Source organism: Pseudomonas sp. PDM05, from assembly GCF_014851685.1.
In the GTDB taxonomy this organism is placed as follows: Bacteria; Pseudomonadota; Gammaproteobacteria; order Pseudomonadales; family Pseudomonadaceae; genus Aquipseudomonas.
Genome location: NZ_JACVAC010000009.1, coordinates 215,142 through 237,180, shown reverse-complemented (window position 1 = coordinate 237,180; position 22,039 = coordinate 215,142). Strand labels below are relative to the sequence as shown.

Genomic DNA, 22,039 nt, shown 5'->3' with positions numbered 1-22,039 from the left:
AGGCATAAGTGCACACTTTTACAAGGCTTCGAGAATGATTCGCGGCTTGAGACAACCCGTCTCAGCCCTCACGCCGATCCAGCTGCACCTCGACAGCGGGCGTGCACAGCTGCGATAGACAAGGCTTCTCTCACTGTTGCAGGAGATTGTCATGGGTATCGCTGGAAAAGTTGCGCTGGTCACCGGCGCCGGGCAGGGCATCGGCCGGGCCATTGCCCTGCGCCTGGCACAGGACGGGGCCGACATCGCCCTGGTGGACATCAACGGCGCCAAGCTCGAAGCCGTTGCCGCTGAAGTCGTGGGCCTGGGCCGCAAGGCGTCGGTATTCGTCGCCGACGTGTCCAAGCTTGAGCAAGTGGTGGCCGCGGTGGAACACGCGCACCAGACCCTGGGAGGCTTTGACATCATCGTCAACAACGCTGGGGTGGCGCAGATTGATTCGCTGCTGGAGGTCAGCCCGGAGCAGGTCGAGCGCACCTTGGGCATCAACGTGCAGGGCGTGCTGTGGGGCATCCAGGCCGCCGGCAAGAAATTCAAGGCACTCAAGCAAAAGGGCAAGATCATCAATGCCTGTTCCATCGCAGGCCATGAAGGGTTCGCGCTGCTGGGCGTGTACTCGGCGACCAAGTTCGCGGTGCGTGCGCTGACCCAGGCGGCGGCCAAGGAACTGGCGAGCGCGGGGATTACCGTGAATGCGTATTGCCCCGGCGTAGTGGGCACGGACATGTGGGTGGAGATCGACAAGCGCATGGCGCAGATCACTGGCGCCGAAGTCGGGGCGACGTACAAGAAGTATGTGGATGGCATTGCATTGGGCCGGGCGCAAACGCCAGAGGATGTCGCGGGGTTGGTCTCCTACCTGGCTGGGCCGGACGCGGATTACATGACCGGCCAGGCGCCGCTGATCGACGGCGGCCTGGTCTACCGCTAAGCCTCTAGCTGGGCTCGGTCTCAAGGTGGGCTCGGTCTAATGTGGGAGCTGGCTTGCCTGCGAAAGCGGTGGGTCAGCTTGCCCATTTGGCACTGATACACCGCTATCGCAGGCAAGCCAGCTCCCACTTTTTGATCCCATTGTGTCAGGTGGTTTTGTTGGGCATGTCGATACCCAGTCGGTTGACGTGGCGATACGGGGTTGCCCTGGAAATCTGCCTGGCGGGGCCGGACGCGGATTACATGACCGGCCAGGCGCCGCTGATCGACGGCGGCCTGGTCTACCGCTAAGCCTCTAGCTGGGCTCGGTCTCAAGGTGGGCTCGGTCTAATGTGGGAGCTGGCTTGCCTGCGATAGCGGTGGGTCAGCTCGCCCATTTGGCACTGATACACCGCTTTCGCAGGCAAGCCAGCTCCCACATTTTGATCCCGTTGTGTCAGGTGGTTTTGTTGGGCATGTCGATACCCAGTCGGTTGACGTGGCGATACGGGGTTGCTCTGGAAATCTGCCTGGCGGGGCCGGATGCGGATTACATGACCGGCCAGGCGCCGCTGATCGACGGCGGTCTGGTCTACCGCTAAGCCTCTAGCTGGGCTCGGTCTCAAGGTGGGCTCGGTCTAATGTGGGAGCTGGCTTGCCTGCGATAGCGGTGGGTCAGCTTGCCCATTTGGCACTGATACACCGCTTTCGCAGGCAAGCCAGCTCCCACATTTTGATCCCGTTGTGTCAGGTGGTTTTGTTGGGCATGTCGATACCCAGTCGGTTGACGTGGCGATACGGGGTTGCCCTGGAAATCTGCCTGGCGGGGCCGGACGCGGATTACATGACCGGCCAGGCGCCGCTGAACCTCTAGGTGGGCTAGGTCTAATGTGGGAGCTGGCTTGCCTGCGAAAGCGGTGGGTCAGCTCGCCCATTTGGCACTGATACACCGCTATCGCAGGCAAGCCAGCTCCCACATTTTGATCCCGTTGTGTCAGGTGGTTTTGTTGGGCATGTCGATACCCAGCTGGTTGACTCGGCGATACAGGGTTGCCCTGGAGATCCCCAGCGCTTGCGCCGTCGGCAGCGGCTTCCAGCGATGGCGGATCAACGCATCGAGCACCAGCTGGCGCTGCGGGCTGACGCTTTCTTCAACCCCCACCGCCGCCTGTTCCCCACGCACTTCCACTGGCAGGTCCGTCACTTGCAGCGTGTCGCCGTCACACACCGCGCAGGCATACGCCAACACGTGCCGCAGTTGCCGCACATTGCCCGGCCAGGCGTAGCCCAGCAGCAACTCCAGCGCGGTGCTGGCGATACCCACAGGGTGTGCTTGCTGCTCCAGCAACCGATTGATCAACGCCAGCTTGTCGGTACGCTCACGCAAGGGCGGCAGGCAGAAACGCGCGCAGCCGAGGCGAAAGTACAGGTCTTCACGAAAGCGCCCCTCACTCACCAACCCCGCCAGGTCGCGGTGGCTGGCGCAGATCACCTGAATGTCCACCGCGCGGGTTTTCGCCGCGCCCAGTGGGGCCACTTCGCCTTCGGCCATCACCCGCAGCAGGCGCGTTTGCAGCGCCAGGGGCATGTCGCCGATTTCATCGAGGAACAAGGTGCCGCCGTCGGCCTGCACCAACAGCCCCGGCATGCCCTTGCTGGATGCGCCGGTGAAGGCCCCGGCGACGTAGCCGAACAGCTCGCTTTCAATCAGGTTCTCGGGAATCGCCGCGCAGTTCACCGCCACGAACGGCCCGTGACGCCGGGCGCTGCGTTCATGCAACTGGCGGGCGAACACCTCTTTGCCGGCGCCGGTTTCGCCTTGCACCAGCACCGGCAGGTTGCGGTCCTTGACCCGTACGGCCAGGCGCAGGTGTTCTTCCACGCGCGCATCCACCTGCGGGGCAACCGCTGCCCGGGTCGGTTTGCGCCGCGGCGCGTTGATGCGAACGTGCAGCGCGCCCCGTTCCCCCAGCAGCTGCAGTTGTTGGGTTGATTGCTCGCTGACGGCGCGCAATGCATCCAGGTCAAACACCTCGCCGATATGTTCCGGCACTTGGCCAAAGCGTCGCCGCAACGCCTGGCGCGCCTTGCTGTTCAAGGCGTGCAGGCGCCCGTCGCGGTCCCAGGCCAGCAACAGGTCGGGCTGGCTGTCCACATACCCCGGCGTGCTGTGGGCTTGCAGCACCCAATGCTCGCGGGCGCTGTGCATGAAGAAGGCGTTTTCGATGGCCTCGGCACTTTGCGCCACCAACTGCCGCACCAGGTGCTGGCTGCGCCGGTCATCGGGGGATTTCAGCGCCGAGGCGTCCATGACCCCGAGCAGGTTGCCCTGGGGGTCGAAGATTGGCGCGGCGGAGCAAGTCAGGCCGATGAAGGCCGCGCGGAAGTGATCGCGCTTGTGTACCGTCACCGCCGCCTTGCTGGTCAGCACCGTGGCCACGCCGCAGGTGCCTTCTTCGGCTTCCGACCAGCAGGTGCCCAGATACAGGCCGGCCTTGCGGCAGTCAGTGCGGATCGAAGTGTCCACGCGGTGGTCGATGGTCTGGCCCTGGGCGTCGGTGAGCATCACGCAATAATCGGCCTGGCGCACACGGTGGTGCAGTTGGCCGACGGCTTCAGCGGCGATGCGCATGAACAGTTCGGCGCGCTCGCGGCATTCCTTGAGCAAGGGTTCACTGAGGATGCGTGGCCCCTGCAAGGAACCGGGGTCGAGGTGATGTTGTTCCATGGAGCGCCGCCACGAATCGAAGATCAGCGACGGCACCGGCGCCTGGGGCAGGCGGTCGGCATTGCGGACCACGCGACTGACGCAGTCGACGTGTTCCCTGGAGTTCGCGGCGAGCATAAGGCCTCCGGTTCTCGATCTTTGTTGTTATGCCCGCCATTAAGCGCGCATGCGTCGGGTCGGACAAGCGCGGCCTGACCAACAGCCCGGGATGAGACGCGGCGTCTCAGCAGGCCTGAGACGCGAGCTGCGCGGTGCAATCTGCCGTCTCATTCTGCGGTGGCTTGCCGCACCGTCACAACTGCTCTGGATCAAGGCTTTGCCAGGTTTTTTCGCGCCTTGGCACAGGCTGTGCTGAAGGCCCTGTAGCTGAATACCCTCAGCCTTTTGTGTGTCGAGACAACCTGGAGAACAACAAGATGTCCACTCACCTGTCCACCGATCAATTGCTGCATGCCTACACCGTGATGCGCACCATCCGTGATTTCGAAGAGCGCTTGCACGTGGAATTCGCCACCGGCGAGATCCCCGGTTTCGTGCACCTGTACGCCGGCCAGGAGGCCAGTGCCGCCGGGGTCATGGCCCACCTCAACGATGAAGATTGCATCGCCTCCAACCACCGTGGTCACGGTCACTGCATCGCCAAGGGCGTGGACGTGTTCGGCATGATGGCCGAGATCTACGGCAAGAAAACCGGCGTGTGCGGCGGCAAGGGCGGCTCCATGCACATTGCCGACCAGGAGAAGGGCATGCTCGGCGCCAACGGCATCGTCGGCGCGGGTGCGCCGCTGGCGGCCGGTGCCGCGCTGGCGTCCAAGCTCAAGGGTAGCCAGGGCGTGGCGGTGGCCTTTTTTGGCGACGGCGGCTCCAACGAGGGCGCGGTGTTCGAAGCGATGAACCTGGCTGCGATCATGAAGTTGCCATGCCTGTTCGTTGCCGAAAACAACGGTTATGCCGAGGCTACCGGCTCTGGTTGGTCGGTGGCGTGCAAGGACATCGCCGAGCGTGCCGTGGGCTTTGGCATGCCGGGGGTGATTGTCGATGGCAATGATTTTTTCGCCGTGCACGCCGCCCTCGGCGTTGCCGTCGAACGTGCGCGCAAGGGCGAGGGGCCAACGTTGGTGGAAGTGAAACTGAGCCGCTTCTACGGCCACTTCGAAGGCGATGCGCAAACCTATCGCGGCCCCGATGAAGTGAAGAACCTTCGCGACACCGCCGACTGCCTGGCGCTGTTCCGCCAACGCTGCACCGCCGAGGGCTGGCTGGACGCAGCGCAATTGGAGCGCATCGACAGCGAAGTCGCGCAACTGATCGAAGACGCCGTGCGTCGCGCCAAGTCCGACCCCAAGCCCCAGGCCGCCGACCTGCTCAGTGATGTCTACGTCGCCTACCGCTAATAACAATAATCCGTGGAGAGAATCTTATGGCTCGCAAAATCAGCTACCAGCAGGCAATCAACGAAGCCCTGGCCCAGGAAATGCGCCGTGACAACAGCGTGTTCATCATCGGCCAGGACGTTTCCGGCGGCACCGGATCGCCCGGCGAACAAGACGCCTGGGGCGGTGTGCTCGGCGTGACCAAGGGCCTGTACCCGGAATTTCCCGAGCGCGTGCTGGACGCGCCGCTGTCTGAGGTCGGCTACGTTGGCATGGCGGTCGGCGCCGCCACCCGAGGCATGCGCCCGGTGTGCGAATTGATGTTCGTTGACTTTATCGGCTGCTGCCTCGACCAACTGCTCAACCAGGCGGCCAAATTCCGCTACATGTTCGGCGGCAAGACCACCACGCCGCTGGTGATCCGCGCTATGTACGGCGCCGGCCTGCGCGCGGCGGCCCAGCATTCGCAGATGCTCACCTCGATGTGGACGCACATCCCTGGCCTGAAGGTGGTGTGCCCGGCCACGCCGTATGACGCCAAGGGCATGTTGATCCAGGCGATCCGCGACAACGACCCGGTGATCTTCCTTGAGCACAAGATGCTCTACAGCCTGCAAGGTGAAGTCCCGGAAGAGCTCTACACCGTGCCCTTCGGCGAAGCCAACTTTGTACGCGAGGGCAAGGATGTCACCCTGGTGACCTACGGGCGCATGCTGCATGTTGCCCTGGAAGCCGCGACCAACCTGGCGCGCCAGGGCATCGACTGCGAAGTGCTGGACCTGCGCACCACCAGCCCGTTGGACGAAGACAGCATCCTCGAAAGCGTGGAAAAAACCGGGCGACTGGTGGTGATCGATGAGTCCAACCCACGCTGTTCCGTTGCCACCGACATCAGCGCGTTGGTGGCGCAGCGCGCGTTTTCTTCCCTGCGTGCGCCGATTGAAATGGTCACCGCGCCGCACACGCCGGTGCCGTTCTCCGATGCGCTGGAAGACCTGTACATCCCCAACGCCGCGAAGATCGAAGCCGCCGTGCTGAAGATCGCCGACAAGAGGAACGCCGCATGATCCATACCTTGACCATGCCCAAGTGGGGGCTGTCGATGACCGAGGGGCGTATCGACGTCTGGCTCAAGCAACCCGGCGACCGGGTAGAGAAGGGCGAGGAAGTGCTCGATGTGGAGACCGACAAGATTTCCAGCAGCGTCGAGGCGCCGTTCAGTGGCGTGTTGCGCCGGATCCTGGCGCTGAGCGACGAGACCTTGCCGGTGGGCGCGTTGCTGGGGATTGTGGTGGACGGTGACGCCAGTGAAGCGGACATCGACGCAGTGATCGACAGCTTCAATGCCGGGTTTGTGTCCAATGCGGCCGAGGCCGAAGCGTCGGGGCCGAGTGCGCAGAAGGTCGAGATCGGCGGGCGCCTGCTGCGTTATCTCGACCTGGGCGAGGGCGGCACGCCGCTGGTGCTGGTGCACGGTTTTGGCGGCGACCTGAACAACTGGCTGTTCAACCAACCGGCGTTGGCCGCCGAGCGCCGGGTAATTGCCCTCGACTTGCCGGGGCATGGCGAGTCAGGCAAGCAACTGCAGCGTGGTGATGCCGCGGAGTTGAGCCAGGCCGTATTGGCCTTGCTCGATCACCTTAACCTTGATCGGGTGCACCTGGCCGGCCACTCCATGGGCGGGCTGGTTTCGCTGACGGTTGCCGACCAGGCGCCCGCGCGCGTGGCTTCGCTGACGCTGATCGCCAGCGCCGGCCTGGGCGCGGACATCAACGCGGATTACCTGCAAGGCTTTGCCGAAGCGAACAATCGCAATGCCCTCAAGCCGCAACTGACTCAACTGTTCAGCGATCCGGCACTGGTGACGCGGCAGATGCTGGAGGACATGCTCAAGTTCAAGCGCCTGGAGGGTGTGGATCAAGCGTTGCGCCAACTCAACAGCGCGCTGTTTGACGGCGGGCAGCAGAAGGTGGACTTGCGCCATGTGGTGGGTCGCCAGCCGAGCCTGGTGATCTGGGGCAGTGACGATGCCATCATCCCGGTGCGGCATGCACAGGGGCTGGAGGCCCAGGTGGAGATCTTGCCGGGGCAGGCGCACATGGTGCAGTTGGAAGCGGCAGAGCAGGTCAACCAACGCATGGCAACCTTCCTCAAATCCCAAGCCTGATCGGGCTCTAACTGTGGGAATTGGCGTGTGGGGGAGCAGGCAAGCCAGCTCCCACAGTTTTTGACTGCATTTCAACTTTGGCGCTTCAGGGTTTCACTGGGCAGCTCTTTGAACAGCGCGCGATAACTGTTCGAAAACCGCCCCAAATGCCAGAACGACCAGTTCATCGCCACCTCGGCCACGGTGGTGTCGGCGCCGCTCAACAACTCCCGCCGCGCCCCATTCAACCTGCGCAACCGCAACCACTGCGCCGGGCTCATCCCTGTGTAGGTCTTGAATCCTTGCTGCAATTGACGCAACGGCACGCCGGCAATCTGCGCAAGCTCCAGCAGGTTGACGGTTGCATCCGGTGCGTCCGCCGCCCATTCGCCGATGCGGGCCATCACGCGGCGCTCTTCACTGCGCCGTTGCAATGAACTGCGGTCCAGGCACACGCAGGCGTTGTCGAGGATGAACAGGCAGTCGTCGAGCAGTTGCCGGGTGAGGGGCAGTGGGTCGATCTGCGTGGGCAGGCGCGTCAACGTGCCACTGAGCCAGCGGGCAAACAACCCGTTCTGCTGGCCACTGAGCGGCGCCATGAACAGGCCTTCCAACTTCGCCACATCCAGGCCATGGCGTTGCACAAACTGCGGGCCGAACACTACTGCTACCTCGCGGTAGTTTTCCGGGGTGATCCAGGTGTTGCGGCTTTCGCCATTGAGCAGGTACAGCGCGTTGTCGCTGCCATCGAAACAGAACGCCAGCGAGCCAGGCGGCGCGTTGAAATGCTGCTCGACACGGGTGTTCATGCACTCTTCGTACACCTGCACACCATCCAGATCGAGGTAGCGGACCTGCCCGGAGAAATGCCCCGGGGACATCTGCTGATAGTGCTGCACCCAACCGGGTGTCGCACTGCATTGGGCGACCACATCAGCGGTGGTGAAGGCCTGTACGCGAGCGGCGGTTGCCTGGGTCATGGGAGATCCGTACGCACTCTATTGGTGCGTTGTGGTTCGTGCAAAGTGGATAGATGCGTTTCGAAGGCCGGCCCAAGATAGACCTCAATGCGCCGCCGACACAAGCCGGCGCATGCCCCCCACCCATGCCGAGGTCTTTATGAACGCCCCCTTCGATCAGCTGTCCGCCTGGCTGAAAGAACACAAGATTACCGAAGTCGAATGCGTGATCAGTGACTTGACTGGTATCGCACGCGGCAAGATTGCGCCCACCAACAAGTTCCTGCATGAGCGCGGCATGCGCCTGCCGGAAAGTGTGCTGCTGCAAACGGTAACCGGGGATTTTGTCGACGACGACATCTACTACGACCTGCTCGACCCTGCCGACATCGACATGGTCTGCCGCCCGGTGGCCAACGCCACCTACGTGGTGCCCTGGGCCATCGAGCCCACCGCCATCGTGATCCACGACACCTTCGACAAGCAGGGCAACCCTATCGAACTGTCGCCACGCAACGTGCTCAAGAAGGTCTTGCGGCTGTACACCGAGCAGGGCTGGCAGCCGATTGTCGCGCCGGAAATGGAGTTCTACCTGACCCAGCGCTGCGAAGACCCCGACCTGCCGCTGAAAACCCCGGTGGGCCGTTCCGGGCGTGCCGAAACCGGGCGTCAGTCGTTTTCCATCGACGCCGCCAACGAATTCGACCCGCTGTTCGAAGATGTCTACGACTGGTGCGAAGCCCAGGGCCTGGACCTCGATACGCTGATCCACGAAGACGGCCCGGCGCAGATGGAAATCAACTTCCGCCACGGCGACGCCCTTGACCTCGCCGACCAGATCACCGTGTTCAAGCGCACCCTGCGTGAGGCCGCACTCAAGCACAACGTGGCCGCGACCTTCATGGCCAAGCCGGTGGCCGACGAGCCGGGCAGCGCCATGCACCTGCACCAGAGCGTGGTGGACATCGCCACCGGCACACCGGTGTTTGTCGACGCCGACGGCAAGATGAGCCCACTGTTCCTTCACCATATCGGCGGCCTGCAAAGGTACATCCCCATGCTGCTGCCGATGTTCGCGCCCAACGTCAACTCGTTCCGCCGCTTCCTGCCGGACACATCGGCACCGGTCAACGTCGAGTGGGGCGAAGAAAACCGCACCGTCGGCCTGCGCGTGCCCACCTCCAGCCCGGACGCGATGCGCGTGGAAAACCGCCTGCCCGGCGCCGATGCCAATCCGTACCTGGCAATTGCCGCCAGTCTGCTGTGTGGCTACCTGGGGATGATTGAGCGGCTCGAACCGAGCGCGCCCGTGGAAGGCCGTGCCTATGAGCGGCGCAACCTGCGCCTGCCGATCACCATCGAAGACGCCCTGGCACGCATGGAGGAATGCGCCACGGTCAGGCAGTACCTGGGCGACAAATTTGTGCGTGGCTACGTCGCGGTCAAGCGCGCCGAGCATGAGAATTTCAAGCGGGTGATCAGTTCCTGGGAGCGAGAGTTCCTGTTGTTGAGCGTCTAAAAATCCATCAAAAGGGGTGTTGATATGCGTCTTGCGAACAAGCTTCTTCCGCTGGCCTTGGTGGCCGCCTTCTGTAGCACCAGCCAGGCGGCGCCGACGGTCAGTATCTACAACTGGACTGACTACATCGGTGAGACCTCCTTGGCGGATTTTCAGGCCAAGACCGGGATCAAGCCGATCTACGACGTGTTCGACTCCAACGAAACCCTGGAGGGCAAGCTGCTCGCCGGGCGTACCGGGTATGACGTGGTAGTGCCGTCCAACCACTTCCTGGCGCGCCAGGTCAAGGCCGGTGCGTTCCTCAAGCTGGACCGCGCGCAACTGCCCAACTTCAAGAACCTCGACCCCAAATTGCTCGCGCTGCTGGAGAAGAACGACCCGGGCAACGCCCACTCCGTGCCTTATTTGTGGGGCACCAATGGCATCGGCTACAACGTCGACAAGGTCAAGCAGGTGCTGGGCATCGACCATATCGACTCGTGGGCGGTGCTGTTCGAGCCGGAAAACCTCAAGAAGCTCAATCAGTGCGGCGTGGCCTTTCTCGATTCGGCGGATGAGCTGTTCCCGGCGATCCTCAATTACATGGGCAAGGACCCGCGCAGCGAAAACGCCGCGGATTACCAGCAGGCCGAGGCCAAGCTGCTGACGCTGCGGCCGTATATCACCTATTTCCATTCGTCCAAGTACATCTCGGACCTGGCCAACGGCGACATCTGCGTGGCGTTCGGTTATTCCGGCGACGTGTTCCAGGCCGCCAACCGCGCCAAGGAAGCCAAGAACGGGGTGAACATCGCCTATTCGATTCCCAAGGAAGGCTCCAACCTGTGGTTCGACCTGCTGGCGATCCCCGCCGATGCGAGCAACCCCAAAGAAGCCCACGCCTTCATCAACTACCTGCTCGACCCCGAAGTGATCGCCAAGGTCAGCGCCTCGGTGGGCTACGCCAACGCCAACCCGGCGGCCAAGGCCTTTATGGACCCTGAGCTGGTGAACAACCCTGAGGTGTACCCGTCCCAGGCGGTGCTCGACAAACTTTACATTTCCACCACGCCGACCCCGACGACCATGCGCCTGATGACCCGCGCCTGGAGCAAAGTGAAGACCAACAAATGAGTCACGCCCGCTCGTATTACCAGGCAAGTGCCCATGCCATGCCCGAGCGTGGGCGGTTGGACGCCGACCTGAGTGCCGACGTGTGTGTGATCGGCGGCGGTTTCACCGGGGTGAACACCGCCATCGAACTGGCCCAGCGCGGGCTCTCGGTGATTCTGCTGGAGGCCCGGCGCATTGGCTGGGGCGCCAGCGGGCGTAATGGTGGGCAGTTGATTCGCGGCATCGGCCACGATGTGTCGGGGTTCGCCAAGCATGTGGGCGAGGAGGGCGTGCGTTACCTGGAGCGCGCCGGGATCGAGTCGGTGGCGCTGGTGGGCGAGCGCATCCGCGCGCATGGTATCGACTGCGACCTGCGCTGGGGCTTTTGTGAGCTGGCGAATACGCCGGCGCAATTCGCTGCGTTCAAGGGTGAGCAGGAGCATTTGGCGGCGATGGGATATGCCCATGAAACCCGCCTCGTCGGCGCGAAGGATATGCCGCAGATCGTGGGTTCGACCATGTATGCCGGTGGCCTGGTGGACATGGGCTCCGGGCATCTGCATCCGCTGAACCTGGTGTTGGGCGAGGCGCAGGTGGCCGAGTCCCTCGGGGTACGGATTTTCGAGCACACCGAAGTGCTGGAACTGATCCATGGCGACACCGTGCAAGTGCGTTGCGCCAGCGCCACGGTACGCGCCACCCGCCTGGTATTGGCCTGCAACGCGCACCTCGACGAGCTGGAGCCACGCCTGAGCGGCAAGGTGCTGCCGGCGGGCAGCTACATCATCGCCACCGAGCAGTTGTCGCAAGCATTGGCGAATGAACTGATCCCGCAAAACCTTGCGCTGTGCGACCAGAAGGTCGGCCTGGATTACTACCGTCTGTCCGCCGACCGGCGCCTGTTGTTTGGCGGCGCTTGCCACTATTCCGGCCGCGATCCGGCTGACATCGCCGCGTATATGCAGCCGAAAATGCTCAAGGTGTTCCCGCAGCTGGCAGGCACGACCATCGAGTTTCAGTGGGGCGGCAAGATCGGCATCACCGCCAACCGTTTCCCCCAGGTTGGGCGCCTGCAGCAGTACCCCAATGTGTTTTACGCCCAGGGTTATTCGGGGCACGGGTTGAACGTGACCCACTGGTGCGCGCGCCTGCTCGCCGAAGGCATCCACGCCGGGCACAGCCAGGGCCTAGACGTTTTCAGCCGGGTGCCGCACATGACGTTTCCCGGCGGCAAGGTGTTGCGTTCGCCGCTGTTGGCATTGGGCATGTTGTGGTATCGCTTGCGGGAGTTGATGCATTGAAGCGCTTGGCGTGGCAGGCTGGGCGAGGTTTTCCTATGACTTTTGGAGATTTGACGTGCCAACAGCATCCGCAGTAATTGAAATCCCGGTATCCGCTGACAAGGTCTGGGCATTGGTCGGTGGCTTCAACGATCTGCCCAAATGGCTGCCGCTGATCGTCAAGAGTGAGCCGAGTGAAGGCGGGCGTCTGCGTCACCTGACGACCGCCGACGGTGGTGTGATCGTGGAGCGTATGCAGACGTTTGACAACGTGGTGCGCACCTACAGCTACACCATTGAACAGTCGCCGTTTCCGGTGAGTGCGTATCTGGCGACGTTGCAGGTTGAAGCATTGACTGACGCGTCGGCCAAAGTCACCTGGTCGGGTGTGTTCACGCCGGTGGACGGTGTGACGGATGCGGCGGTGGAAGAGCTGTTTGCCGGTGTCTACAAGGGTGGGGTTGAGGCGCTGCGGGCGAACTTCTGACCTGATCTGGCTGGCGCTGCAAGTCCAATGTGGGAGCGGGCTTGCCCGCGATTGCGGTGGTTCAGTGAATATATCTTTGACTGACACACCGCTATCGCGGGCAAGCCCGCTCCCACAAGGTTTTGTGGTGCCTGGGTTACTCGGGCATCAGCTGCTGCCGGCACTCCAGTACCAACCGCGCACCACCGCTCGCGCTGCTGCCCACTTCCAGCTTGAACCCGTGCAGGTTGATGATCGCCGCGACAATCGACAAGCCCAAGCCAAACCCGCCTTGCTGGTCGTTTTCATCCACGCGATAGAAGCGCTGGAACACCGCGTTGCGTTCGGCAATCGGGATGCCGGGCCCGGAGTCGTGCACTTCGATGCGGGTGCTGCCGGCGTCGTTCAGCGCACGCAGGATCACTTCGCCGCCTGGCGGGGAGAACTTGATCGAGTTGCTCAGCAGGTTGGCCAGGGCTTCGAACAACAGGGCGCGGTCGCCGGTGATCCACGGCAGCGACTCCGGCGTATCGAGCACCAGTTGCAGCTCGCCTTCTTCGGCCAGCGGCAGGTAGAAGTCATGCAGTTCGCGCAGCAGCGGCAGCGGGTCCATCACCAGGAAGCCCGAGCGGCGCTGGTGGTCTTCCAGCTCCGAGATGCGCAGCAAACCGCGAAAGCGCGCCATCAGGGTGTCGGTTTCCGTGATCGCATCGTCCAGTTTTACCGCGTAGTTGGAGTCCTGTTCCGCCTCTTGGCGGATGCGATAGAGCTGCGCGCGCAGGCGGGTCAGCGGGGTGCGCAGGTCGTGGGCGATGTTGTCGCACACGCCCTTGACCTCGTTCATCAGCTTCTCGATGCGGTCGAGCATGGCGTTGACGATGGCGGCGAGCATGTCCAGTTCGTCCCGCCGATTCGACAGCGGCAGGCGGTGGGTCAGGTCGCCGGCGACGATGGCCTCGGCGCTGGCCTGAATGCCGCGAATGCGCCGCAACGGGCGACGGCGCAACAGGTGCCAGCCGGCGGCGCCGGGGATGATGGTCAACGACAGCGCCCATAGCAGCGCATGCCAGATGATCCGGGTCACGCCAAACAGCGAACCGTTGGCGCGCACCAGCACCAGCCAGCGGCCGTCGTCGGTGTGGGTGGCGACGGCGTCGCAGCTGTCCTTGGGCAACTTGGGGTCGTTGGAGTCGACGCAGTTGGCCAGGGTGTGGATCTTGCCGTCCAGCGGCAGGTCGGGCGGCACGGCGCGGATCGGGCCGCTGAGCGGGTTGAATTGCTCGTCGAACAGGCCGTAGGCGTCCACGCCCTTCATGTCGAAGGTCATGCTGGTGGTCAGCGCTTCCACCAGTTCCTCACCGTCGAAGCGCTGGAACAGGTGCTGGCGTTGCATCAGCGAGTGGCGCGACAAGTCGCTCAGGTAACCGGACACTTCGTAATACAGCACCCCCATGAGGATGCAGCTCCAGGCCACGAACAGTGAGCTGTACAGCGCCAGCAAGCGGCTGCTGGACGAGCGCCAGCCCTTAGAGGGGTTCAGCAATGACATAACCGGAACCTCGTACCGTGCGGATCAGCGGCGTGAGGCCCGGTGGATCGATCTTCTTGCGCAGACGGCCGATGTGCACGTCGATCAGGTTGGTGCCGGGGTCGAAGTGATAGCCCCAGACTTCCTCGAAAATCATCATCCGCGAGAGGATCTGCCCGGTATTGCGCATCAGGAATTCGAGCAACTTGTATTCGGTGGGCAGCAGGCTCAACGGCTGGTCGGCGCGGCTGGCTTCGCGGCTGATCAGGTTCAGCTCCAGGTCGGCCACGCGCAGGGCGGTTTCGAATTCCTTGACCGTGCTCTTGCGTCGCAGCAGCACTTCGACGCGGGCGGCCATTTCATCGGAGGCGAAAGGTTTGGTCAGGTAGTCATCACCGCCGGCGCGCAAGCCGCGCACGCGCTCGTCGACGTCGGAGAGGGCGCTGATCATCAGGATCGGCGTCGACACCCCGATGGTGCGCAGGGTGGTGACGATGGCCAGGCCATCGAGCTCCGGGAGCATACGGTCGAGGGTGATCAGGTCGTAATCGCCGCTCACGGCGCGGACCAGGCCTTCGCGGCCGTTATCTACCCAATCTACGTCCAGTCCATGGCTACTCAGCTCGGCAACGATCTCGCGGGCTGTTACGGCGTCATCCTCGATGGTCAAAATGCGGGTCATAGGATTACCTGGTGAGCGATTCACACTAGAAGTGCGGACATTTTGCCAAGAAATGCCTGAACGCTTCCTAAATTAAACTTCATGTTGACCCAACCAACAGATTTTTCACTGGCTGGCGCTGGTCGATGTGGGAGCGGGCTTGCTCGCGAGAGCGGTCTGCCAGCCAACACACTTGTTACAGATAGACCGCATTCGCGAGTAAGCCCGCTCCCACACTGACCGAGTTCGGCTGGAGGTTGCATAACGCCTGCCCGGAGGAGGCTGTTCTTGCAAGTTGCATGGTCCTAGGAAGTTCAAGTTATTTAACATGTTGATATTTATGGATATTTAATTTTATTGCGACTGGCACGGCGTCTGCACTTGTCCTTTCTGAGACATGTAACACCATTTTTCCTGCCGGGAGCAAAACAACAATGATCACATCCTCATCCACGCTACAAGAAGCGTCGAGCGCGCAGTCCGGGGTTTCCTGGGCCGCGATCTTTGCCGGGGCCGCCGCTGCGGCGGCGTTTTCCCTGATCCTGGTACTGCTGGGCTTCGGCCTGGGCTTTTCGGCGGTATCGCCGTGGGCCGACAGCGGTATCAGCGCCAAGGGCCTGGGCATTTCCACGATTGTCTGGCTGGCGTTCACCCAGATCGTCGCGTCGGGCCTGGGCGGTTACATTGCCGGCCGATTGCGGGTGAAGTGGGCCAATGTGCATGGCGATGAGGTGTATTTCCGCGACACCGCCCACGGCTTCCTGGCCTGGGCCGTGGCCACGTTGGTGACGGCGGTGCTGGTCGTCGGCTCGGTCAGCAGTGTGGTCGGTGGCGGCGTAAAAGCCTCGGCCAGCGTGGCGTCGGGTGCGGCCCAGGCCATTGGCACTGCGGCCAAGGGTGAAGACTTCGGCTACTACGTCGACAGCCTGTTCCGCGACAACCGCCCGGTTGCCGTCAGCGATGACGCGGCCCACGGCGTGGTGGCGCGCATCTTCGCCCGCACCCTGAGCAACGACGGCCAGCTCGCCGCCGAAGACCGTGCCTACCTGGCCCAGTTGATCAGCCAGCGCACCAACCTCAGCCAGGCCGACGCCGAAGCGCGCATCGACAAGGTCTATGGCGATGCCCGTAAAGCCGTCGAGGATGCCAAGCTCAAAGCCAAGCAGGCTGCTGATACTGCCGCCAAAGTCGCTGCCTACACGTCGCTGTGGACCTTCATTGCCCTGCTGATCGGTGCGTTCTTTGCCAGCTTCGCTGCCACCTACGGCGGTCGCCGTCGCGATGCAGTGGTGTATGTCGAAACTGAACACTTTGTCCGTTAATTCAAGGAGAACATCATGCGCTCGATACTGCTTTTTTTCCTCGGTGTGCCTATCCCGGTCATCATCCTGATCGCTATCTTCATGCATTAAACCTCAGCCTTGCTCGGCTCAAAATGTGGGAGCGGGCTTGCTCGCGATGGCGGTCTGTCAATGACTCATCAGTTGACTGGCACACCACCATCGCGGGCAAGCCCGCTCCCACATTGGGTTTTGCGTAGTGTCAGCCAACTGATGACCAGCAATGCGCTCGCCAGCGACGTCATCACCACCAACGGCCCAGAGGTGCCGTCGGACAACAGCCCTGTCGCCCAACTGCTGACTGCCGTCAACAACATCTGGGTAAAAAAGAATAACCCCGACGCCGTCCCCGCAATCGCGCCGTAGGGCTGCAACACCGCCAGCTGACAGGCCGGAATCACCATTCCCACCGACACCATGATCACCACCATCGGCAATACAATCGCCAGCCACTCGCCCGGCAACGCGGTGGTCGTCGCCGCGAGCGTCAGGCTGCCGAGCACGTTCAATGCGATGGCGGCTGTGATCAATTGATCCGGCTCGAACCGCAGCACCAGGCGCCGGAACAGATGTGCGCCGAGCATGTAGCCGCTGATAGTCGCTGCAAAGACCCCTGCATACGCCGTGGCAGAGAGCTGAAAACTGCGCTGCAACAACGCCGATGACTCGCTGATAAACGGGAAGTAGGTGCTGTACACGCAGCCGATGGCCAGGGAGTAGCGCAGGAAATAGCGCTCACACAGCAACTGGCCGTAGATTCGCAACAGGTTGCTCGGCGGCGCCGCGGCAACTTCCGGCGGACGGGTCTCCGGCAGGCGGCGATACACCACCAGGCACAGCGCCACGCCAATCACTGCGAGCAACACAAACAGCCCACGCCAGTTGATCAGCGGCAACATCAGGCTGCCCAGGACCGGTGCCGCCATTGGCGACACGGCCATGGCCATGGAAATCAGGCCAAGCAGGCGTGCCTGTTCGTGGCGGTCGAAGTAGTCGCGCACGATCACCCGGCCGATCACCGTGGTGCAGCAACCGCCCAGGGCCTGGAACAGGCGGGCGATGATCAGCACGCTGAGGCTGTCAGCCAGGGCGCAGGCCGCCGTGGCGATGACATACAGCAACAGTCCGGCGAGCAATACCGGGCGGCGGCCGAAACGGTCAGTGAGCGGGCCGGCGACCAGCAGCGAGATTGCCGAACCCAGGGTGTACAGCGTGAGGGTCAGTTGCAGCCGGCTGTCGCTGCTGTGGAAGTAGTCGGCCATGCCGGGCAAGGCGGGCAGGTGCAGGTCCAGGGTGATGCGCGGCAAGGCGATCAGGACGGTCAGCAGCACCAGCCAAAAACCTGTGGAAAGGGCGCGTTGGGTCATAGGAGATTTCTTCGCTGTAGGTAGGATTCGGACTCTATTGCCTTTGTGGTTTAATTCGCAGGGCCACTTGACCATGGATTTACTGGACCACTATGAGCCGAGGAAAAGCTGGATCCGCCCTGGATTTGCCGCGCCCCGACAGCCTGGATACAGGCAAGCAGCAGGGCGCCTACGACGCCCTGCGTGGGGCTATCCTGAATCGACAGTTGCCGGCCGGCAGTCGCTTGCCGTCCACCCGCAGCCTGGCCGAGCGCTGGCTGGTGTCCCGGGGCACCCTGGAGGCAGCGTTTGATCGGTTACACAGCGAAGGCTATGTGCAGCGGGTGGCCGGTTCCGGAACGCGGGTGTGTGCGGTGATTCCGGAACAGTTCATTGCGGCGCCGGCAAATGCCGCGCCGCGTCGCGAGGCCGTGCCCGATCAGCCGGCCACAGGTGTGCAGAGCCACATCCCCTTTGTCGCCCGACGCCCGGATGCCAGCCTGTTTGATCTGAAAACCTGGGCCCGCTGTATTTCCCGAGGCTTGCTGGCGGTGGGGCCGGGCGTGCTCGAAGCCTCTCATCCCGCGGGCCTGCCTGAACTGCGTGCGCAGATCGCCGACTACCTGCGCAGCTATCGCGGCATGAGGTGCGAGGCGGATGAAGTGCTTGTCACCACGGGCATCCGCCATGCCCTTGATCTGATCGCGCGAACCGTGCTCAAGCCAGGCGAGATTGCTTGCGTCGAAGACCCCGGTTATCTGCCGGCGCGACGCTTGTTCAGCCTGGCGGGGGCGCAGGTCCAGAGTATTGCCGTCACCGGCGAAGGCCTCGACACCGAACAACTACCGCCGACGGCGCGCCTGGCTTACGTTACGCCTGCCCATCAGGCGCCGCTGGGCATGACCCTGTCAGTTTCGCGGCGCCTGGCACTGTTGGACTGGGCCAGCCGTGCCGACGCCTGGGTGGTTGAAGATGACTACGACAGCGAATACAACTACAACGCCGCGCCACTGGCCGCGCTCAAGTCCCTGGATTCGAACGACCGCGTGATCTATTGCGGCAGCTTCAACAAGAACCTGTTCCCCGGCCTGCGTGTGGGGTTCATGGTGGTGCCCAAGGCATTGCGTCGCTCATTGCTGCGCACGCTGCAACTCACCGGGCATTCGGTGGGTGTTACGGATCAACTGGGCTTGCAGGTGTTTCTGCGCAGCGGCGGGTTTGTGCGGCATTTGCGCGCTTCACGCCAGGCGTATCAGGCACGGCGCGATGGGTTGCTTGCGTGCCTGCCGGACAGTTCCACGGTCAGCGGCCAGCAGGCCGGGTTGCATTTTGTGTTGTGGTTGCCGCCGGGCGTCGAGGAAGCGGATTTTTGCCAACGGGCCGCCGCCGTCGGGTTGACGTTGCAGCCGCTGGGCAAGTTCTGCGCCCAGGTGCGCCTGCCCTCGGCGGTGATCATCGGCTACACCGCGTTGACCCTGGCGCAGATCCGCTTTCACGGACGTGCACTTGCGCAATTGTTAACGGCCGCTTGACCCGTACAACACGACAATCAGGTGTTGTACCGGGTATCAGTCGTCAAACCCAACCTGCTCGTGGATTTCATCCACCTTGAGTTCCAGGCGATACGCCACGGCAATAAACAGCGCCTGGCACAGGCATAACGTCGCGCTCAACGAACGAAACGCAAACGACGATCCTTCATTGACCAACAGCACCGCGTTCGCCCGCTTGGCCAGGGGCGACAGGTTGCTGTCGGTGATGATCAACGTCTTGGCCTGATGGTGCTGGGCGATGCGCAGGCAGTGCTGGGTCTCTTTGCCGTAGGGCGTAAAGCTGATGGCGATCACCAGGTCGTTGGCGCGCACGCTGCGCATCTGCTCGCGGTAGCTGCCGCCCAGGCCCGAGATCAGGTGGATGCGCTTGTTGGTGTGCTGCAGGTTGTAGACCAGATAGTCGGCCACCGCGAACGAGCGGCGCACGCCGACCACGTAGATGTTGTCGGCATTCACCACCAGGTCCACGGCTTTTTCGAAGGCCGCATCGTCCAGTTCCAGCCCCAGGCGCTCGATGCCGGACAAGGTCGCGTTGACGCACTCGCGCGCCAGGTCGCCGCCGCTGGCCTTCTGGGATTTGTTGGCGATCATGCTGCGGATGCGCTGCTGGTAGTTCTGCACCGGCGTGGTCTTGTGGGTGTAGGCCTCGCGGAACAACGCCTGCATCTCACTGAACCCACTGAAGCCGAAGCGCTGGGAGAAACGCACGATGGCCGAAGGGTGCACTTCACATTCGCGGGCGATGTCGCTGATGCGGTCGACCATGATGCGGTCGCTCTGTTGGCTCATGTAGCTGGCGATGCGCTTGAGCTGGCGCGGCAGGCTTTCGTATTCGTCGGTGATCAGCTGCAACAGGCGCTCGGCATTGATCGGAGGGCTGGCGAGAGCGTCTTGTGAAGGGGTCTCGGGCATGGGCAATCCTTCTGTCTTGTTCGTCTGTTGCGCTGATGGGTGGCGCAAGTCTACAGGGTAGGCGCAAAAAAATACCCCGGCATCACGGCCCGCGTGGCCTGCTGAAACGATGCACGGTGGCTGGCGTGCCCCTATGCTGACGTATTGGAAAAAATATTCCACTAAAAATAATTCTAGAATAAATATTGATTGCTGCCGGCGGACGTTCTAGTCTGCTCCCACCAAGAGCGTTTGCCGTCGCCACGGCGGCACAACGCAGGCTGATAAAAATAACAGGAGCCAGCATGGGCCAGACTCGTTTTGCCAGTGGGCGTCAATTGGATCTGATTTGCCTCGGGCGCCTGGGCGTCGACCTCTATGCGCAGCAAGTGGGTGCGCGGCTTGAGGACGTGTCCAGCTTCGCCAAGTACCTCGGCGGTTCCTCCGCCAATATCGCGTTCGGCACCGCACGGCTTGGGCTCAAGTCAGCGATGTTGAGCCGGGTCGGGGACGACCATATGGGTCGCTTCCTCGTGGAGTCCCTGGCCCGTGAAGGTTGCGATGTCAGCGGCATCAAGGTCGACCCGGAACGTCTCACCGCGCTGGTGTTGCTCGGGCTCAAGGATCGCGAGACCTTCCCCCTGGTGTTCTACCGCGAAAACTGCGCCGACATGGCCCTGCGCGCCGAAGACATCAACGAAGCCTTTATCGCCTCCAGCAAAGCCTTGCTGATCACCGGCACGCATTTCTCCACCGACAGTGTGTACAAGGCCAGCATCCAGGCCCTGGATTACGCGGCCAAGCATAACGTCAAGCGTGTGCTCGACATCGACTACCGCCCGGTGCTGTGGGGCCTGGCGGGCAAGGCCGATGGCGAGACGCGGTTTGTTGCCGACCAGAATGTCAGCGCCCATGTGCAGAAAATCCTGCCGCGGTTCGACCTGATCGTCGGCACTGAAGAAGAATTCCTGATCGCCGGCGGCAGTGAGGATTTGCTCACCGCGCTGCGCCGAGTGCGTGAACTGACCCCGGCGACCCTGGTGGTCAAGCTTGGCCCGCAGGGCTGCACGGTGATCCACGGGGCGATCCCTGCGCACCTGGAAGACGGTGCGATCTACCCCGGCGTGCGCGTTGAAGTGCTCAATGTCCTCGGCGCCGGCGATGCGTTCATGTCGGGCTTTCTCAGCGGCTGGATCAATGACGCCAGCGACGAACGTTGCAGCCAGTTGGCCAACGCCTGCGGCGGCCTCGTGGTGTCGCGCCACGCCTGCGCCCCGGCCATGCCGACTCCGGCCGAACTCGAATACCTGTTCAACAGCCCGGTGCCGATTACCCGTCCCGACCAGGACGAAACCCTGCAACGCCTGCACCGCGTCACGGTGCCGCGCAAGGTCTGGAAGCAGTTGTTCATCTTTGCTTTCGATCACCGCTGGCAATTGGTCGACCTGGCGCAACGCGGCGGCCAGGACACCACGCGCATCAGTGCGATCAAGCAACTGTTTATCCAGGCCATCGAACGCGTGGAGCGCAAGCTCGCCGAGCAGGGTGTCGACGCCGATGTGGGCCTGTTGGCAGACCAACGCTTCGGCCAGGATGCGCTCAACGCCGCCAGCGGTCGCGGCTGGTGGATCGCGCGTCCGGTGGAAGTGCAGAACTCGCGGCCCCTCGCGCTGGAACACGGCCGTTCGCTCGGCAGCAACCTGATCGCCTGGCCCCAGGAACAAATCATCAAGTGCCTGGTGCAATACCACCCGGACGACGAACCGTTGCTGCGCCTGGAGCAGGAAGCGCAACTCAAGGCGGTGTACGACGCGTCCGTGGTCAGCGGCCATGAGCTGTTGCTGGAAGTCATCCCGCCCAAGGATCACCCGTCCACTTACCCGGATGTGCTGTATCGCAGCCTCAAGCGCCTGTACAACCTGGGCATCTACCCGGCGTGGTGGAAGATCGAGGCGCAATCGGCCGAGGACTGGAAACAGCTCGACGAACTGATCCAGGAACGCGACCCGTATTGCCGTGGGGTGGTGTTGCTGGGGCTGAATGCGTCGGCCGAATGCCTCGCCGATGGCTTCCGGCAGGCCAGCCAGAGCAGCACCTGCCGTGGTTTCGCCGTGGGTCGCACGATCTTCCAGGAGCCGAGCCGCGCGTGGCTGGCCGGGGATATTGATGATGAGACATTGATTCAGCGCGTCCAGGCGACGTTCGAACAGCTCATTAACGCCTGGCGCAGTGCCCGAACCTAAACCCA

19 protein-coding genes are annotated in these 22,039 nt (G+C 62.8%); 13 read left to right on the top strand and 6 right to left on the bottom strand.

Going from position 1 to position 22,039, the window contains the following annotated elements:
- Positions 1-151: 151 nt before the first annotated feature.
- From IB241_RS19010 to IB241_RS27685, 3 genes are all read left to right on the top strand, one after another.
- Positions 152-931 (top strand): acetoin reductase, encoded by a 780-nt coding sequence (locus tag IB241_RS19010; protein ID WP_192299759.1) that lies wholly within the window; start codon positions 152-154, stop codon positions 929-931.
- A 164-nt stretch (positions 932-1,095) separates the two neighbouring features.
- Positions 1,096-1,221 carry a hypothetical protein gene (locus IB241_RS27690; RefSeq protein ID WP_263864826.1) on the top strand — a complete coding sequence of 42 codons (126 nt, stop codon included), beginning with the start codon at positions 1,096-1,098 and terminating at the stop codon, positions 1,219-1,221.
- Positions 1,222-1,385: 164 nt separating this feature from the next.
- A complete protein-coding gene (locus IB241_RS27685; protein WP_263864826.1) occupies positions 1,386-1,511 on the top strand; it encodes a hypothetical protein in 126 nt (41 codons plus the stop codon).
- Between the two features lie 392 nt (positions 1,512-1,903).
- On the opposite strand, the gene IB241_RS19005 is transcribed toward IB241_RS27685, so the two are convergent.
- Entirely contained in the window at positions 1,904-3,754 is a 1,851-nt protein-coding gene (locus IB241_RS19005; RefSeq protein WP_192299758.1) for a sigma-54-dependent Fis family transcriptional regulator, read from the bottom strand.
- A gap of 299 nt (positions 3,755-4,053) precedes the next feature.
- Between IB241_RS19005 and IB241_RS19000 the strand changes: the two genes are divergently transcribed.
- The 3 genes from IB241_RS19000 to IB241_RS18990 are packed head-to-tail and all read left to right on the top strand — an operon-like array spanning position 4,054 to position 7,177.
- The gene (locus tag IB241_RS19000; protein WP_192299757.1) at positions 4,054-5,031 is read left to right on the top strand and encodes a thiamine pyrophosphate-dependent dehydrogenase E1 component subunit alpha; all 978 of its coding nucleotides are present in this window, start codon (positions 4,054-4,056) and stop codon (positions 5,029-5,031) included.
- Between the two features lie 26 nt (positions 5,032-5,057).
- Positions 5,058-6,077, top strand: a complete 1,020-nt coding sequence (locus IB241_RS18995; RefSeq protein ID WP_192299756.1) for an alpha-ketoacid dehydrogenase subunit beta — start codon at positions 5,058-5,060, stop codon at positions 6,075-6,077.
- Complete coding sequence (locus IB241_RS18990; protein WP_192299755.1) at positions 6,074-7,177, top strand: acetoin dehydrogenase dihydrolipoyllysine-residue acetyltransferase subunit; 1,104 nt, start codon at positions 6,074-6,076, stop codon at positions 7,175-7,177. Before IB241_RS18995 ends, IB241_RS18990 begins: the two co-directional genes overlap by 4 nt.
- 71 nt (positions 7,178-7,248) lie before the next feature.
- Here IB241_RS18990 and IB241_RS18985 read toward each other — a convergent pair whose 3' ends face one another.
- Positions 7,249-8,136, bottom strand: coding sequence for a helix-turn-helix domain-containing protein (locus IB241_RS18985; protein WP_192299754.1), 888 nt, complete (start codon positions 8,134-8,136; stop codon positions 7,249-7,251).
- A gap of 139 nt (positions 8,137-8,275) precedes the next feature.
- On the opposite strand from IB241_RS18985, the gene IB241_RS18980 reads away from it, so the two are divergent.
- From IB241_RS18980 to IB241_RS18965, 4 genes are read left to right on the top strand one after another with little or no spacing between them, the layout of a single operon-like run.
- A complete protein-coding gene (locus IB241_RS18980) occupies positions 8,276-9,634 on the top strand; it encodes a glutamine synthetase family protein (RefSeq protein ID WP_192299753.1) in 1,359 nt (452 codons plus the stop codon).
- A 24-nt stretch (positions 9,635-9,658) separates the two neighbouring features.
- Entirely contained in the window at positions 9,659-10,747 is a 1,089-nt protein-coding gene (locus IB241_RS18975) for a polyamine ABC transporter substrate-binding protein (RefSeq protein WP_192299752.1), read from the top strand.
- Positions 10,744-12,027: an NAD(P)/FAD-dependent oxidoreductase gene (locus tag IB241_RS18970; RefSeq protein ID WP_192299751.1), complete on the top strand. Its 1,284-nt coding sequence runs from the start codon at positions 10,744-10,746 to the stop codon at positions 12,025-12,027. Before IB241_RS18975 ends, IB241_RS18970 begins: the two co-directional genes overlap by 4 nt.
- 55 nt (positions 12,028-12,082) lie before the next feature.
- Complete coding sequence (locus tag IB241_RS18965; RefSeq protein WP_192299750.1) at positions 12,083-12,493, top strand: SRPBCC family protein; 411 nt, start codon at positions 12,083-12,085, stop codon at positions 12,491-12,493.
- Positions 12,494-12,629: 136 nt separating this feature from the next.
- Here IB241_RS18965 and IB241_RS18960 read toward each other — a convergent pair whose 3' ends face one another.
- Positions 12,630-14,021 carry a sensor histidine kinase gene (locus IB241_RS18960; RefSeq protein WP_192299749.1) on the bottom strand — a complete coding sequence of 464 codons (1,392 nt, stop codon included), beginning with the start codon at positions 14,019-14,021 and terminating at the stop codon, positions 12,630-12,632.
- The gene (locus IB241_RS18955; RefSeq protein WP_010564812.1) at positions 13,999-14,682 is read right to left on the bottom strand and encodes a response regulator transcription factor; all 684 of its coding nucleotides are present in this window, start codon (positions 14,680-14,682) and stop codon (positions 13,999-14,001) included. Before IB241_RS18955 ends, IB241_RS18960 begins: the two co-directional genes overlap by 23 nt.
- A gap of 413 nt (positions 14,683-15,095) precedes the next feature.
- Here IB241_RS18955 and IB241_RS18950 point away from each other — a divergent pair, with 413 nt between their 5' ends.
- The gene (locus IB241_RS18950) at positions 15,096-15,983 is read left to right on the top strand and encodes a hypothetical protein (protein ID WP_192299748.1); all 888 of its coding nucleotides are present in this window, start codon (positions 15,096-15,098) and stop codon (positions 15,981-15,983) included.
- Positions 15,984-16,141: 158 nt separating this feature from the next.
- Here the strand turns inward: IB241_RS18950 and IB241_RS18945 are convergent, their stop codons facing one another.
- Positions 16,142-17,368, bottom strand: a complete 1,227-nt coding sequence (locus IB241_RS18945; RefSeq protein ID WP_192299747.1) for a multidrug effflux MFS transporter — start codon at positions 17,366-17,368, stop codon at positions 16,142-16,144.
- Between the two features lie 92 nt (positions 17,369-17,460).
- Here IB241_RS18945 and IB241_RS18940 point away from each other — a divergent pair, with 92 nt between their 5' ends.
- Entirely contained in the window at positions 17,461-18,879 is a 1,419-nt protein-coding gene (locus tag IB241_RS18940; protein WP_192299746.1) for a PLP-dependent aminotransferase family protein, read from the top strand.
- A gap of 36 nt (positions 18,880-18,915) precedes the next feature.
- Here IB241_RS18940 and IB241_RS18935 read toward each other — a convergent pair whose 3' ends face one another.
- Positions 18,916-19,812, bottom strand: a complete 897-nt coding sequence (locus tag IB241_RS18935; RefSeq protein WP_192299745.1) for a MurR/RpiR family transcriptional regulator — start codon at positions 19,810-19,812, stop codon at positions 18,916-18,918.
- Positions 19,813-20,096: 284 nt separating this feature from the next.
- Between IB241_RS18935 and IB241_RS18930 the strand changes: the two genes are divergently transcribed.
- Entirely contained in the window at positions 20,097-22,034 is a 1,938-nt protein-coding gene (locus IB241_RS18930) for a bifunctional 5-dehydro-2-deoxygluconokinase/5-dehydro-2-deoxyphosphogluconate aldolase (protein WP_192299744.1), read from the top strand.
- The last annotated feature ends 5 nt before the right edge of the window (positions 22,035-22,039 follow it).

Coding starts and splice junctions, on each gene's coding strand:
- IB241_RS19010 (WP_192299759.1), top strand. CDS start 152: ATGGGTATCGCTGGAAAAGTTGCGCTGGTCACCGGCGCCGGGCAGGGC.
- IB241_RS27690 (WP_263864826.1), top strand. CDS start 1,096: ATGTCGATACCCAGTCGGTTGACGTGGCGATACGGGGTTGCCCTGGAA.
- IB241_RS27685 (WP_263864826.1), top strand. CDS start 1,386: ATGTCGATACCCAGTCGGTTGACGTGGCGATACGGGGTTGCTCTGGAA.
- IB241_RS19005 (WP_192299758.1), bottom strand. CDS start 3,754: ATGCTCGCCGCGAACTCCAGGGAACACGTCGACTGCGTCAGTCGCGTG.
- IB241_RS19000 (WP_192299757.1), top strand. CDS start 4,054: ATGTCCACTCACCTGTCCACCGATCAATTGCTGCATGCCTACACCGTG.
- IB241_RS18995 (WP_192299756.1), top strand. CDS start 5,058: ATGGCTCGCAAAATCAGCTACCAGCAGGCAATCAACGAAGCCCTGGCC.
- IB241_RS18990 (WP_192299755.1), top strand. CDS start 6,074: ATGATCCATACCTTGACCATGCCCAAGTGGGGGCTGTCGATGACCGAG.
- IB241_RS18985 (WP_192299754.1), bottom strand. CDS start 8,136: ATGACCCAGGCAACCGCCGCTCGCGTACAGGCCTTCACCACCGCTGAT.
- IB241_RS18980 (WP_192299753.1), top strand. CDS start 8,276: ATGAACGCCCCCTTCGATCAGCTGTCCGCCTGGCTGAAAGAACACAAG.
- IB241_RS18975 (WP_192299752.1), top strand. CDS start 9,659: ATGCGTCTTGCGAACAAGCTTCTTCCGCTGGCCTTGGTGGCCGCCTTC.
- IB241_RS18970 (WP_192299751.1), top strand. CDS start 10,744: ATGAGTCACGCCCGCTCGTATTACCAGGCAAGTGCCCATGCCATGCCC.
- IB241_RS18960 (WP_192299749.1), bottom strand. CDS start 14,021: ATGTCATTGCTGAACCCCTCTAAGGGCTGGCGCTCGTCCAGCAGCCGC.
- IB241_RS18955 (WP_010564812.1), bottom strand. CDS start 14,682: ATGACCCGCATTTTGACCATCGAGGATGACGCCGTAACAGCCCGCGAG.
- IB241_RS18950 (WP_192299748.1), top strand. CDS start 15,096: ATGATCACATCCTCATCCACGCTACAAGAAGCGTCGAGCGCGCAGTCC.
- IB241_RS18945 (WP_192299747.1), bottom strand. CDS start 17,368: ATGACCCAACGCGCCCTTTCCACAGGTTTTTGGCTGGTGCTGCTGACC.
- IB241_RS18940 (WP_192299746.1), top strand. CDS start 17,461: ATGAGCCGAGGAAAAGCTGGATCCGCCCTGGATTTGCCGCGCCCCGAC.
- IB241_RS18935 (WP_192299745.1), bottom strand. CDS start 19,812: ATGCCCGAGACCCCTTCACAAGACGCTCTCGCCAGCCCTCCGATCAAT.
- IB241_RS18930 (WP_192299744.1), top strand. CDS start 20,097: ATGGGCCAGACTCGTTTTGCCAGTGGGCGTCAATTGGATCTGATTTGC.